The organism is Eudoraea algarum (assembly GCF_050589645.1).
In the GTDB taxonomy this organism is placed as follows: Bacteria; Bacteroidota; Bacteroidia; order Flavobacteriales; family Flavobacteriaceae; genus JBNGOQ01.
On the sequence record NZ_JBNGOQ010000001.1, the window covers coordinates 638,754 to 652,693 of the forward strand.

A 13,940-nucleotide genomic window follows, 5' to 3' on the forward strand; every position below is an offset into this window, starting at 1 on the left:
CTGTGATCGTGAAAATCAAAATAGGGTTGTTAAAAATACTGTTTGTCCTAACAGTTTTTCCTTTGGGCATTCTGGGATGCACCCAACTTGCAGGGTCCATGACGGTATTGACCGATAAGCCCGTACAAAGGGATTTTCAGGAAATCTATGATATCCCCTATTATGAGGGGGCAGATTATGACGATAGCAAACATCGGCTTAACCTTTTTATCCCTAATGATGTGGACAATCCGCCCATGATGTTATGGATACACGGCGGGGCCTGGGCTTTTGGAGATCGTAAGGACGAGACCGAGCTGGCCCGAAAGTTTACCGGACAAGGAATTGCCGTTGCCGTTGTTGGTTATCGATTAAGCCCTGGAACCTGGAAGGATCCCAAACGTACACAGGGTATTCAACATCCGGAGCATATTAAGGATGTGGCCCGGGCTTTTGCCTGGATTTACGATAAGGCTTCAAAATACGGATATGATAAACACGCTATTTTTGTAAGTGGGTATTCTGCAGGGGCGCATTTATCGGCCCTGTTGGCCATGGACCCGAGCTATTTGGCCAAGGAAGGTAGGTCGATAAGGGATATTAAGGGGGCCATTCCCATAGCCGGGGCCTATGACATTGAGGCCTATTATGACACCCATTTAAAATATAATGGAAAAGCCATGGCAGAGAATCACGTCGCGGCGGTCTTTGGTAGCACCAGAAAGCAACTGGTACAGGCATCACCTACGACCTACATGGAAAATCAATGGATTCCCATGCTGGTTGTCTCAGAGACAGATAGCTATGAGTACACGAGAATTTTGGAACGTGCTGCAAAAAAAGCGGCTTATGGAAACATGGAATTTCTTCATGTTAGGGATAAAGATCATTCGGGCCTGTTTCGAAATCTGGCCTTTAGCGAAAAAAGTGGCTACAGGGACAAAATCATCCAATACATCAATAAAAACAGAACAGGATATAGCTACCTGTTTAGGAACGATGTTGCTTTGGCCTACAGGACTTTCGGTAAGGGGGAGCCTCTTTTCCTACTCAACGGTGGTCCAGGCTTTCCGAGCAATCACTTTTTAGACCTGGCCAGAAAGTTGGCGGACCAGCGTACGGTGGTCCTGTTTGATCAAAGGGGCACGGGATATTCTTCCATGATAAGTGGGCGCACCTCCATTGACATGAGCAGTATGGTGGATGATTTGGAGGCGTTGCGGAAACATCTGGGGTACGGTCAAATAAATCTTATGGGGCATTCCTTCGGAGGGATGTACGCCATGGCCTATGCGGCCAAATATCCAGACCAGATAAAAAAAATGGTGCTGTCACACTCTGGCGGAATGAACCTGGGCTTTGCACCCGAAACAAATAGACGTTTGCAGGCCAGGTTGACCGATGCGGAACGCAAAGCACTTGCCGAACTGACCAAGGTGAAAGATCCTGATGTTCGTTACAAATACCGGGCAAGACTCTTGGCCGGTGGCTATGTGTTTGACCAGGAGCTTAAGGATCAGGTATACAGAGGTTTGGCTTTTAGTACGCGTTTTTATCCCAAGGTCCATAGCATGGTCTGGAGGGACATGCAAAGAAACCGATTTGATCTGAGTGGCAAAATGAAGCGGTTCAACAAACCGGTTCTTATTATCCAAGGGGACAATGATGTCATAGACCCCAAAGTTGGTCGCGCCAGCCACGCGATTTTTCCAAACTCAAAACTGGTGATACTCAAGGATTGTGCTCACTTTGGATGGTTGGAATCCCCTGAGGTCTATTTTGGGCAAATCCTTACGTTCCTATCTGGCCACGCGGCCAATGCAGGGTGATTAATGCGTGCGCCAACCAACATTGAAAGACCCATGAGTACCATACGGAACAGAAAAAAAATCGTTTTTACTATCCTCTTATGTCTTGTTATGATGGGAACCAGGGCCCAAGCAGATTCCCTACTTGATTCCTATATTGAAAAAGTAGGGGGAAAGGAAGCATGGGGAGCCATAAAATCCTTTAAATTGGAGATGATAGGCGAGTTTGGGGACCATATGAGCGTCTCCGAACATTATATGCTTAAACCGCATTGTTACAAAATCGTCTTTACATTGAGCAGCGGCTCCGAGATACTGACCTACGATGGGGAGAAGGGCCAGATCGGAAGGCAGGGCACCCTTGAAAAAATGTCCTCGGGCATGCGGTATGAAATGCACGAAGAAGCCGATTTTTTTGACGAACTGATTTTCTACAAGGAAAGGGGCCATTCCATGGAGCGGCTAAAGGATACCTTGATCAATGACCAAAACTACGCAAAGATCAGCCTACATAAATCTGAATGGGACGTTCAACAGTATTATATCAATACAAGGACGCAACTCCTGGAAATGGTAGAGGAATATTCGGCCGAGGAACAATACAAGGGCGTACGCTTTAAAACGGTATTTTCCGAATACCGACAAGAGGGAAAGGTCCTCTTTCCCAAAAAGATGGCGTTGTTTGGAAACGATAGCCTTCTGGTGGATTTTGAAATTACCGAGGTAGTATGGAACCCTGTGCTACATTTGGATGATTTTAGGTTAACGCCGAAATAGCCCGATACTTCCCCTCTTTTAGCAAACCGAAGATGCAGAGGAAACTTTGTTCGGGCTTGGGTAAGATATATCGGGAATATAACCATTTGCATCAATAAATGACACTTGCATCAAAACGCGGCAAAGGCTCATTTATATTTTCTTACTTGCTCCCATCTAAAAAACAGTTCTGATGAAAAAAACACTAGGATTTTTACTGGTTACAATAATTAGTATATCGACCATTTCGGCGCAGTCCATCGCAACCGAACGTATGGTATTTGCCTGGAAGAACATGAAGAATATGGTGGTAAAATCGGCGCAGCAGATGCCAGAAGAACATTTTGACCTGATACCTGCAGAAGGTCTCCGTAGTTTTGCCGATCAGGTAAAACATATTACCACATCCAATCGTTTTTTTGTGGGCTTTTTGGCAGGGGAAGACAACAATGTGGCCAATAAAAACACCTTGGAAAAGGTATCGGGCAAGGACGCCATCATCAAGGACCTGGAAGCATCTTTTGATTATGTGATCGCTACGCTACCCAAAATACAGGGATACGATGAGAACATCGATATGTTTGGACAAACACTTTCCAGAATGGAAGCATTAATGCTTACCGAACACCATTTGCAACGGGAACACGGAAAAATTACCATATACATGAGATTGAAGGGTATAGCCCCGGCCAAGTCTACAAGCTGGTTGCTTTGATTGCATTGAATTAGTCACAAATTAGTCATGCCCTTCATGTAAGGAAAAGGCCTGTTTTTCAGGCCTTTTCTGTTTATAAGTCGTTATTGACCGGACCATCTTTCGGATATTGCAGTTTTGTAAGACCTACTGGAAATCAGTTCGGTATTGTCCGTCATCAAAAAGGAAAAGGTATTGTTGTTCAGGTAGGTAAACCGTTCCACATGGTCCATATTGATAATGTACGAACGGTGAATCCGCAAAAAGTTGGTAGGAAGCTGCTGTTCCAATAGGTTTAATGCCGCGCGGTACAGTACGGCATCATCGGCTGTATTTAAAATGGCATAGATGGATCGGGCTTCAATAAAAATGATATCCATGGTAGGTATGGTTCTGTCCAATCCGTTTTCCCTAAAGGTAAATTGGGTAAGATGGGGAGAATGAGCTTGCCTAAAATCGCTATAGAGCCCCATCATCTTTTCGCCCAGTTGAGCATGCTGTTGGAGCGCAGTCATTTCCTTGGCCCGATCCAGCACTTTAAAAAACCGATCTTCATTAAAGGGTTTGAGCAAATAATTTAAGGCCTCTGCCTCAAAGGCCTTTAATGCATATTGATCATAGGCTGTAGTGAATATGACGATACAGGAGCTTTCCTTTAGTTTGTGGGCCACTTCAATGCCGTTAATACCCGGCATTTGGATATCCAGCAATAGGATATCCGGTTTTTTACTTTCAATTTGGGCCAGGGCTTCCCTTCCGTTCTTACATTCCCCCACCAGTTCTATATCATGGTCCTTGCTCAACAATTCTCGCAAGTATCTGCGCGCATGTGGCTCATCATCAACGATCAATACGGTAGACCTCATAATTTGCCGATGTTTTTAATGGTTAGTGTAAGTTTAAAAACTCCCGGACTTTTATCAAAACTGAGGGTATAATCCTCTTTGAACAATTGGGAAAGCCTATTTTTTATGTTTCTGAGACCCAGTTTGGTAGAACTTACAGGGGTCTCCTTTGGTGCTAAGGGCATGGTATTGCTCATTTCGATTTGAAGGCCATTGTCCTTGGCCGTGGTGACCAGGGAAATTTCCCCATGGCGTTCCAAGAGGGAGATACCGTGCTTGATCGCGTTTTCCGCAAGCGGCTGCAGCAACAGTGGTGGTACCAGCATTTGCTTGGTGGCCTCATCAATCTCCAATATAATGGAAAGACGATCGTGGAAACGTTCCTGTTCAATATCCAGGTAGTCCTTGAGGTAGGTCAGTTCTTCCTCCAAACTGATCAGCTGCCGATCTTCCTGATCTAACATTTTTCGCAATAAATTGCTGATTTTTATAACCATGGCCTTCGCCTTTACATCATCATAACCAATAAGGGTCTGCACGGCGTGCAGCGAATTAAAAAGGAAGTGGGGGTTTAATTGGGCACGCAACGAACGGAGTTGGGCCAGGTGCAACTGACCTTTGAGGTTGGTAATCTGCATTTTTCGATTCTTTGAAACCCGATAAGCATCTATAACCTTAAGAATCAGAAGGATAGCAAAAAGATCAACTATACGGCTCATAAACACTTCCGGGAGAATGCGGTAGAGCGTGGGCAAAATACACTTTGGATTTGCATCTCCCGTACAAAACAAAACCATATAATAAATGAAATTGGAAATCAAGAAATGCAAGCAGGTAAGAAGCACGATGTTGCATAGCAGGGTAAAAGCCATTTTGTAATCCCTAAGGACCGCTTTGTCCAACAGGTTCCCCATGCCATAAACGAAATCGATCAATAAGGCCCAGACAAAATATTTGATAATGAAAAGGACTATATAATTGAGTCTAATCACAAACTCTCCTTGGGCATTGGTGCTAACAAACTGTAGAACGATGACCAAGCTGATAAGCACCGTGGCCAGATAGATGAATCGATGGGGTATGGGAGGTTTCTGTTTTCTTAAAATTTGCATATAGAAAGTTACACATTAATTTTAGCTAAGGCATATTCCTTTCTCCCTGTGTATATGGAGCCAGGGGCCTTAGGAACTAAAAAAGGTGGTCTGTATTTCTAAAATTCCAATAAAAAATGCGGCAAAGGCCATAAAATGTTGCCAATGACAATGATTGTTCCCGAGCGCAATAGTTATAGATGTCCCTATAGTTATCTTTAGTCCTGCACCGTCCAAAAATACCATCATGTCCATGGCATATTCCATAATCAGCTTTTTTCTGGGCACCCTATTCCTTTGGGGCCAGGGAATTGCAAAGGAACAGGAATCCGGGAACCGCGTAAATTGGATAGAAAATTCGGGCTTTTACATAGATACGCCGCAAGGTGGGATATTAATTGACGCACTCCTGAATCCGGATGACGAAATAGCAAGGGCCGAAGGTGTTTTTTCCAAGGTAAAATTAATCTTTATTAGTCACGTGCACGGCGATCATTTTAATGCCACCGCCGTCCTGAAACATCTCAAGGCCAATAAGGAGGCCCATGTGATACTTACGCCTGAGGCCTATAAGGTGCTACAGGACAAGGGACTTAGTACTTCCCTCAAGTCCCGGATTAGCATCTCCTATCCTGAGGAAAATGCCTTGGAACCTTTTCAATCGGGACCTTTTTCGGGACATATCCTTCGGTTCAACCATTCGGGGGTAGAGAACATAGGGCTGGGACTTCGGGGAAAGGAAATGGGCCTGGTATATCTCAATGGAGGAGTGACCCATAAGGAAGTCCTGGGAAAATTAGGTGAACGGTATGGCAAAACGGATTTGGTCATTGCCAACAAATGGCCCTTGGTAAGAGCGTACTATATAGATTCCATAAAAACCTTGTTCTCACCCCGCTGGATACTTATGGCGCATCACAGTGGCAGAACCGACAACATTGTCACCCAAAACGGTGGAGCGGACGCCATGGAAAAGGCCATGCAAAGGGGCATAACGAAGGGAAAAATTTTTGGGAAACGCATGGAAAGCATCGCCTTTTAATACAGTAGCACAACCAGGGCGGGAAGCGGGTCGGTCGGTCTGCCTTACGCTGGCCAAACCCCTTTTCGCCTGTTGTACTGCCCTAAGCAGGGCATTATTGGAGTTACGTAACTGGTTACGAATATTTTTTTATATTTGTGTAACTAGTTACGTAAAAAATGCAAGAGGATTTTTTGGACGATTTGGGCGATCTTGGCTTCACCGCCAGGTTCAAAAGAATCAGCGATACATTGGTGTACAGTGCACGGGAGCACTATAAGCAGATCAACATTGGTATTGAACCCAATTGGCACCTTATTTTTTTGCTTCTTAAAAAAGAGGGGCAACTTACGGTGACCGATATTTCACAACGCCTCAGGTTCTCCCATCCCGCGGTAATAAAGATTACGAAACAGATGAAGCAGGGTGGATATCTGGAAAGTTTGGTAGACCCCAAGGACCGGAGAAAACAATTCCTAAGTCTCTCCAAAAAGGCCCTCCGCGAATTACCGGGGTTCGAGGAGGAGTGGGCAAATATCCTGGGCGTAATTCGGGGGTTTGTTGATGATGCATTGCTCCAGGGGCTGTATCGGCTTGAGCAAAATTTAAATGAAAAAAGTTTCACGAGTCGATATGCCGAAAGATACGGGAAGCAACGAGCTTCCCCACCGGGGAAATTTACCATAAGAAATGCAAAACCTTCGGAGTTTGGTGCCGTGGGAAAACTGATGGTCCAAGTCTACTCCCGTTTGGATGGATTTCCGGATCGGCATGAACAACCCGAATATTATGAGATGCTAGCCAATATCGGTTCCCTTACCAAGAAACCGCGGGCCGCACTTTTGGTGGCAGTCGCTCCCAGGGGAGAGATTCTGGGGGGCGTGGTGTATTTCGGCGATATGCAATACTATGGCTCTGGGGGTACGGCAACCTTGGAAAAAGACGCTTCGGGATTTCGGCTTTTGGCCGTGGATCATAAGGCCCGCGGTCTAGGCATTGGAAAACAACTTACTCAAGAATGCATTGAAAGGACCAAGGCCTCCGGACGGTCCCAGCTGATTATCCATACCACCAAGGCCATGCAGACCGCTTGGAAGATGTATGAAAATATGGGTTTTAAGAGATCGGGCGACTTGGATTTTATGCAAGGAGATCTTCCCGTTTTCGGTTTTCGTATGCCGCTTTGATAGGTAGCGCGATTGTAATGGGTTTTACAAAATCCCGAAAAACAGCCCTAGTGGTGTATCGGAATTATTATTAATATCGTATATTAGCAATAAACGATATAATGAACTAAACATGCCCTTCGAAGCAGACATTACCATTGTGGCCCAGGCCTTGGATAGATTTTACAACGATTCCATTTCCGCTAGAAAACCCGTAATCGACCAAAAAAGATTGGATCAGGTTGTACGCGATCTGGATTTGGAATATTATGCCAAAAAAGGGGGACTGGAGGGGAAGAAACTGCAACTTTTTTTGGACAAATATTTGGCCTACAACACCAGGTTGCACCATCCTGCCTATCTTGGACACCAATGTGCTGCTCCCCACTATGCAGCTGCCTTGGGCACTTTTGTCAACGCCTTTACCAACAATGTGTCCTCCATTTATGAAATGGGACCGGCTTCGGTCTGTATGGAATATTTTTTGATCAACTGGATGTTGGAAAAGGTAGGCTGGAAAAAGGCCCCGACTACCTTGGCCCATAGGGTGAAAGATCAAGATTTTGGAGGTGGGGTATTGGTCGATGGGGGTTCCCTCGCCAACCTGACGGCCCTGGTAATTGCCCGAAGCGCATTGGTACCGGATGTTTGGGAAAAGGGAACGCCTTCTAATTTATCTATTTTACTGCCCTCCAAAGGGCACTACTCCCTGGCCAAAGCTGCCGGCGTCATGGGCATTGGAGCAGAAGCCATTCGTTTTGTAGATGTGGATGAAATGGGGGCCATTCGCCCCGATCGACTCCAAAGATGCTACAAGAGAACCCTGCAAGAGGGCAAACGGCCCATAGCCTTAGTGGCAAATGCCTGCAGTACGGCCGTTGGTATTTATGACCCACTCGATGAAATCGCCGATTTTTGCCAGGAAAACGCGCTGTGGATGCATGTGGATGGGGCGCACGGCGCCAGCGCATTGCTCTCCAATACCTATGGCAGACTTCTCAAAGGTGTTGAAAAGGCAGACTCTCTGGTATGGGACGCCCATAAATTATTGCAGACACCCTCCTTGTGTGCGGCCCTATTGCTTAGGGACCATAAGCATCTGGACCAAGGACTCCAGATTTCACTGGACGCCAGTTACCTCTTTCACCAAAAACAACAGCCTGGATTCGACTTCATACATAGGACCTTGGAAACGACCAAATCCGGTCTGGGCGAAAAACTGTTCTTTGTGTTGGGGGCCCTAGGAGAACGGGGATTGGGAAAATACATTGACCGTCAATATGGACTGGCCTTACAGGCCTATGACTATATTAATGAACTTGTGGATTTTGAATGTCCCGTAAGGCCTCAGAGTAATATATTGTGTTTTAAGATCAAGGGAGATAGCAAGACCCAAATGGATATTAGGCAGCGATTGACCGATGAGGGAAGGTATTATATTACCACAGTGTTGTTTAACGGGGAAAGGTATCTACGCCTCGTATTTATGAGTGAAAGAACCACCTTGGCACATATCAAGGACCTTATTGGTGAAATTAGAAAAATTCGGCTTTCACTTCTTAAGGATGCCAAGGAGCAACTGCTTTGAACCGCTACCCAATAAGGTAGCGTTTTTGGGAATTGCAAGGTCTTACCATTCAGATTTGGCCTTCTCAAAATCGGTTTTGAACTTAGGGTTGTCCCACATGGCAGTGAGCATGTTGTGGGCAAGTACCCTGGCGGCCTCCTCATCACTTGGATAATGAATGCCCATAATTTCACGGGATTCCCCGACCTCGTAGGCAACGGCCAGGAATTCTGCCCGTTTCCCGGGCACCAGTTCACTCCATATAAAGGCATGAATATAGGCCCAAAGCGTATGCCCACTGGCAAAGGAGGGGGATGAGATGGTCGCTAAGGGACGTAATTTGGGTTCCAGGTGATACGGTCTTGGTCGTAGCAAATGGTACTTCACCGTAAACTCCATGAGCCGCATATCTTTGGTAATACCTTCTAGAAGGGCGGTGGTTGCGGGATAGTTGTCTGCTGCACACTCCTCGCCCAACACCACCCTACCTACATAAAACAGGTGTTCCCTATTGGTTTCATAACGGGAATGGTTTTCCAATATGCCAATATGGGGCCAATAGCCTATAGGGGCCAGAACATTGGAGGCCCTATCTTTCTGTGCGGCGGTTCTTTTGGTTTGCCATTCCAGAAGAAAGTCGAGCTCTGCCCTGGTCTGTTCGGAGCTGTTTGCAGGGAATTGCAAGGAGCTTTTAAGACTACTTACCTCATTCTGGGTCAGATATTCCGGAGTGATCATGGTATAGATCAAGGTACCACTGCTGTATTGGGAAGACGGGAAGACAATCTTGTCCATTGGGGCCTGCTCGGGTCGTGGATCTGTGCTCAGCTCCTTTAATTCTTTATAATGGTTCTTGGCGGCTTCAAGGGAGTGGAGGTTCTGCGAAAGAAGAGCACTGGTTCCAAGGAGGGCCAGAACTAAAATAAGTTTGTTTGCCATGACGGATGATTTTAAAAAGGTTAATAATATAAATCGCTTATAAGCGATATACGAATTTACAAAAAAAAATAAACCCACCAAGGTTTTATGAAATAGCGAAGAATTCGGAAAACTCTTGTAGCAAATCGGTGTTTAGGTAATAGTAGGTGTATTTGTCCTTGTTTTCGGTTATAAACAGTCCGGCGTCCTTGAGAATTTTTACATGTTGGGATACGGTAGACTGCGAATAGTCAAACATCTCCACTAGATCTTTGTTACAGGTCACATTGTCTACCCCCTTGCCTGAATTTTTGGTGCTCAAATACCGGACCAGGGCAACCCGTAACGGGTGGGCCAGGGCATTGGCTATTTCCGCGGTCCTGATATCTGTCTCCTCAATATACTTGCTGGAAATTTGCGTTCTGATCCTCATTTTTATATCGTTTACAACAAATATACAATATGATTGGGCCTTGATGCATCATTTTACACGAAAATGGACCGATTCGCTATAGGGGAAATGAACCACGGGAGGGCTCCCTTTGCTTTTGACACTCAAAAAATAACATAAAAATAATGGGGTCATTCCCTTTTTTTGTGCTATTTTTTTGGAGTTTTAGGGAGCGAACTTTTTTAAGGCCTAAAACGTAAGGAAAAGGGTAGCGGAACGACTTTTTTACCGAACGATTGGTAAAATACAAACACAATGAGCGAGCAAAAAAAACCCTTACCTCCTTTTACGCTGGAAACGGCCAAGCAAAAAATTCAATTGGCAGAAGATGCCTGGAACAGCAGGGATCCTGAAAAAGTATCCCTGGCCTATTCCCCGAACAGCGAATGGCGCAACAGGGCCCAATTTGTTCGCGGTCGTGAACAGATCCGGGAATTCCTTTCCCGAAAGTGGGACCACGAACTGGACTATAAACTTAAAAAGGAATATTGGGCACATGCCGATAACAGGATAGCCGTGCGCTTTGAATACGAGTACCGTACCGACAGTGGGCAATGGTACCGGGCCTACGGAAATGAAAATTGGGAGTTCAACGCCGATGGGCTCATGCAAAAACGCTATGCTAGCATCAATGACCTTCCCATCAAAGAGACCGAAAGAAGATTAAAATAAAAACCTAAAAAAGAACAACATATGAAACGAATTGCCATTAACGGGATGGGTCGCATAGGGCGGGCCTCCCTAAAAGTTATTCTGGATACCCCGGAATTGGAGTTGGTAGCTGTGAACGACCTGGTACCCATTGAGAATATCGCCTACCTTTTAAAATACGACACCGTATACGGTATTTATGACAAGGAGATCGGTACTGATGGGGGGAACTTGGTCATTGATGGGAAAACGATAAAATACACCTCCGAACGCAATCCGGAGGAACTGCCCTGGGCAGAGAACAACATTGAGATCGTTATTGAAAGCACTGGGATGTTTACGCTAAGTGAAGATGCCGAAAGGCATATTAAGGCAGGGGCAAAGACCGTGGTAATTTCTGCACCTACCAAAAGTGCCGATACCCCTACCGTAGTACATGGGGTCAATTCCGAGGACGGAAAGACCAGTATCTTTTCCTGTGCCAGTTGTACCACAAACAATATTAGTCCGGTCGTGGAGGTCCTGGGCCGACGTATAGGGATCAAAAAAGCCATAATGACCACAGTTCATGCGTATACCGCTTCTCAGGAAATGGTAGATGCCGTATCCAAAAAGAACTTTAGGATGGGCCGGGCAGGAGCCGCCAATTTGGTGCCTACCACAACAGGTGCCGCCATTGCCACTACCAAGGCCTTGCCGGCTTTTGCCGGTAAATTTGACGGCGTGGCCATACGGGTACCTATTCCCGTAGGATCGATCTCGGATATGACCTTTGTTACGGAAAAACCGGTTACGGTGCAAGAGGTGAATGACATCTTGGAGGAGGAAGCCAGCACTGCGCGCTACGCAAATGTTATGGCCACTACCTATGAACCCATTGTTTCCTCGGACATTGTTAAAAGTCCCTATGCCTCTACAGTAGATCTGAGCATGACCCGTGTAGTGGACGGTGACCTCTTAAAGATCATGACCTGGTATGACAATGAGTGGGGCTTTACCAATCAGATGATTCGGCAGATACTGGAAATTTAACGGCCCAACTTTTCTGCTGTTGTAATTTTCATGTAATCCAATAGGACCAGCGTTTTTTGGGTGAAATTGAACAAGCTTAGACATCTGTCGAGGTTTTGATTTTCGTAGGTCACCTTGTAGTACCTATTGCCATCCAAATAGTCGGTCAAAGCGCGTAGCCCATGTATAAAGGGCATAAAGGCCGCTCCTAACGGCAGCAATTCAATTTCCCTTGCCGTTAGGAAAGAGCCGTTCAAGGATAGTCCGTCCAAAAAAGCTTCAAAGAAGCGGCGGTCAAAGGAAATTTTTCCATGTTGCCGTTCATCTTCCTTGGCCGAGTTGACAATGGTCCGTACCGCGTCGCCAAAATCGTAATAAAAGTGGCCCGTCATAACGGTATCCAAATCAATTAGGCAAAGTGACTTGTCCGTGACCTTCGAAAAAAGGATGTTGTTGAGTTTGGTATCGTTATGGCAAATCCGCACAGGCAGATCCCCGGTGGATAAATCAGAAAATAACGGGAAGGTGTCTTTTGCAAAGGCAATTGCACCTTTCGCTTTTTCCAAGGCTTCCTTTTTGGCCGAAACCACCGCCTGCTCAAATTGGACTTCCCGGACCCTGAGGTTGTGGAAGTCGGGAATGGTTTCTACAAAAGCCGTTTTTGGAGCATATTGTAAAAGGGTGTGGAACTTCCCTACGATTCTCCCAGCTTCGAAAGCGATTTTTTCATTTTCTGCGGTATTATGGGCAGTACTTTGATCTATGTAGGTCATTAAACGCCAAAAACCTTTTTCAGCATCCTCAAAATAGGATTTTCCCCATTTGGTGCGTACAAGGCTAATGGGAGCATAATCGGTATCCTTGAGATATTGTAACGCATTTTTCACATTGGACATGAGCCCTTCAATATCTTTAAACGTGTTATGATTGATACGCTGCAATATGTACACCGATGTGTCCTGGTCCAGAACCCGATAGGTGTCATTGATCAGGCCATCATTGATGGGCACAAAGAGGTAGGGCTTCCTTTCTATGGAGAAATGTTCCAGTAGCGAACCCAGCTCGTTTTTTTTTAATTTGTCCACAGGATATTGTACTATTTCCAGAGTGGTGAGGCATATCTGCCCGCTTCCGTCATTTCCTTCAAGCGTTGCAGCGAGGTTTCCTTATCGTTTGCGTAGGTAACCCCGAACCAGTTACCATTGGAGGGGATGACCTCTACGGAAACCTGTTGGCGTTGTACCATTTCCTGAATAACAAACGGCAAATAGACCTCCCCGCCAGCAATGTTTTCCTGATCCTTCAGGAATTGTTTAAAGTAGTGTTCTATGTGTTCAAATAGGGACGGCCTGCAGATCCAGAAGTTCATGCTTACCAGTTCCTCGCCCGTAAATTCCGCTCCGGAATCCCGATCGATAACATGTCCATTTTGACGTTCCAATTGGGTATGTTCCTTAACGGAACGCAAGGTATTGCCCTGTAAATTACAAACACCACGGGAAACGGAACCGTGTTCCGAAAGTGTGTTGTTCAAGGCATATCCAACAAGTCCAAACCCAGTTCCCTCTAAATGTGTCCGGATGAACTGGGCCGAGTCCGCATAGGCTTTCTTCCCGTAATAATCATCAGCGTTGATGACGACAAAAGGGGTTGAAATAAGTCTTCTGGCAGACCAGACCGCATGGGCCGTGCCCCAAGGTTTTTCACGTTTCCCTGAAAATTCGGAAGGTTCGGGGAGGTCCGTTATTTCTTGGGGAACAATATCCAATTTAACCGTTGTCGGTAATCTGTCGGACAAGTAATTTCGCAAAAAGCCGACATTATCCTTGCTCGTCACCACGATGATATGGTCAAAGCCGTTTTCTATAGCGTCATAAATACTGAATTCCATAAGGAACTCCCCATTCGGACCCATTTCATCGAACTGTTTAAGCTTTCCGTACCGACTCCCACGACCAGCTGCCATTAATAGTAAAACCATC

At 45.7% G+C, this 13,940-nt stretch carries 14 protein-coding genes; 8 read left to right on the forward strand and 6 right to left on the reverse strand.

Annotated features, from left to right (window positions below):
• Positions 1–8: 8 nt before the first annotated feature.
• The 3 genes from ACRD67_RS02905 (at position 9) to ACRD67_RS02915 (ending at position 3,258) form a co-directional block, all read left to right on the forward strand.
• Positions 9–1,808 carry an alpha/beta hydrolase gene (locus tag ACRD67_RS02905; RefSeq protein WP_430965534.1) on the forward strand — a complete coding sequence of 600 codons (1,800 nt, stop codon included), beginning with the start codon at positions 9–11 and terminating at the stop codon, positions 1,806–1,808.
• Positions 1,809–1,841: 33 nt separating this feature from the next.
• On the forward strand, positions 1,842–2,564 hold the full coding sequence (locus ACRD67_RS02910) for a hypothetical protein (protein WP_430965535.1): 723 nt from the start codon (positions 1,842–1,844) through the stop codon (positions 2,562–2,564).
• 172 nt (positions 2,565–2,736) lie between these two features.
• The gene (locus ACRD67_RS02915) at positions 2,737–3,258 is read left to right on the forward strand and encodes a DinB family protein (RefSeq protein ID WP_430965536.1); all 522 of its coding nucleotides are present in this window, start codon (positions 2,737–2,739) and stop codon (positions 3,256–3,258) included.
• A gap of 83 nt (positions 3,259–3,341) precedes the next feature.
• On the opposite strand, the gene ACRD67_RS02920 is transcribed toward ACRD67_RS02915, so the two are convergent.
• Positions 3,342–4,103: a LytR/AlgR family response regulator transcription factor gene (locus ACRD67_RS02920; protein ID WP_430965537.1), complete on the reverse strand. Its 762-nt coding sequence runs from the start codon at positions 4,101–4,103 to the stop codon at positions 3,342–3,344.
• On the reverse strand, positions 4,100–5,194 hold the full coding sequence (locus tag ACRD67_RS02925) for a sensor histidine kinase (RefSeq protein ID WP_430965538.1): 1,095 nt from the start codon (positions 5,192–5,194) through the stop codon (positions 4,100–4,102). The genes ACRD67_RS02920 and ACRD67_RS02925 overlap by 4 nt, the downstream gene beginning before the upstream one ends.
• A 232-nt stretch (positions 5,195–5,426) precedes the next feature.
• Between ACRD67_RS02925 and ACRD67_RS02930 the strand changes: the two genes are divergently transcribed.
• The 3 genes from ACRD67_RS02930 to ACRD67_RS02940 all read left to right on the forward strand — a co-directional run bounded on the left by ACRD67_RS02930 (position 5,427) and on the right by ACRD67_RS02940 (position 8,948).
• Positions 5,427–6,215, forward strand: a complete 789-nt coding sequence (locus ACRD67_RS02930; RefSeq protein WP_430965539.1) for an MBL fold metallo-hydrolase — start codon at positions 5,427–5,429, stop codon at positions 6,213–6,215.
• A gap of 158 nt (positions 6,216–6,373) precedes the next feature.
• Positions 6,374–7,381 carry a GNAT family N-acetyltransferase gene (locus ACRD67_RS02935; protein ID WP_430965540.1) on the forward strand — a complete coding sequence of 336 codons (1,008 nt, stop codon included), beginning with the start codon at positions 6,374–6,376 and terminating at the stop codon, positions 7,379–7,381.
• Between the two features lie 112 nt (positions 7,382–7,493).
• On the forward strand, positions 7,494–8,948 hold the full coding sequence (locus tag ACRD67_RS02940) for a pyridoxal phosphate-dependent decarboxylase family protein (RefSeq protein ID WP_430965541.1): 1,455 nt from the start codon (positions 7,494–7,496) through the stop codon (positions 8,946–8,948).
• 42 nt (positions 8,949–8,990) lie between these two features.
• On the opposite strand, the gene ACRD67_RS02945 is transcribed toward ACRD67_RS02940, so the two are convergent.
• Positions 8,991–9,866: a phosphatase PAP2 family protein gene (locus ACRD67_RS02945; protein ID WP_430965542.1), complete on the reverse strand. Its 876-nt coding sequence runs from the start codon at positions 9,864–9,866 to the stop codon at positions 8,991–8,993.
• 85 nt (positions 9,867–9,951) lie between these two features.
• On the reverse strand, positions 9,952–10,278 hold the full coding sequence (locus ACRD67_RS02950; RefSeq protein WP_430965543.1) for an ArsR/SmtB family transcription factor: 327 nt from the start codon (positions 10,276–10,278) through the stop codon (positions 9,952–9,954).
• Between the two features lie 273 nt (positions 10,279–10,551).
• On the opposite strand from ACRD67_RS02950, the gene ACRD67_RS02955 reads away from it, so the two are divergent.
• Together ACRD67_RS02955 and gap are read left to right on the forward strand one after the other, a co-directional pair.
• Entirely contained in the window at positions 10,552–10,968 is a 417-nt protein-coding gene (locus ACRD67_RS02955; RefSeq protein WP_430965544.1) for a nuclear transport factor 2 family protein, read from the forward strand.
• 21 nt (positions 10,969–10,989) lie between these two features.
• Positions 10,990–11,979 (forward strand): type I glyceraldehyde-3-phosphate dehydrogenase, encoded by a 990-nt coding sequence (gene gap / locus ACRD67_RS02960; RefSeq protein WP_430965545.1) that lies wholly within the window; start codon positions 10,990–10,992, stop codon positions 11,977–11,979.
• Here the strand turns inward: gap and ACRD67_RS02965 are convergent.
• Complete coding sequence (locus ACRD67_RS02965) at positions 11,976–13,043, reverse strand: phosphotransferase enzyme family protein (protein ID WP_430965546.1); 1,068 nt, start codon at positions 13,041–13,043, stop codon at positions 11,976–11,978. The two genes, gap and ACRD67_RS02965, sit on opposite strands and share 4 nt — an antisense overlap.
• A gap of 11 nt (positions 13,044–13,054) precedes the next feature.
• Positions 13,055–13,939: a nucleotidyltransferase family protein gene (locus ACRD67_RS02970; RefSeq protein WP_430965547.1), complete on the reverse strand. Its 885-nt coding sequence runs from the start codon at positions 13,937–13,939 to the stop codon at positions 13,055–13,057.
• Position 13,940 lies beyond the last annotated feature (1 nt).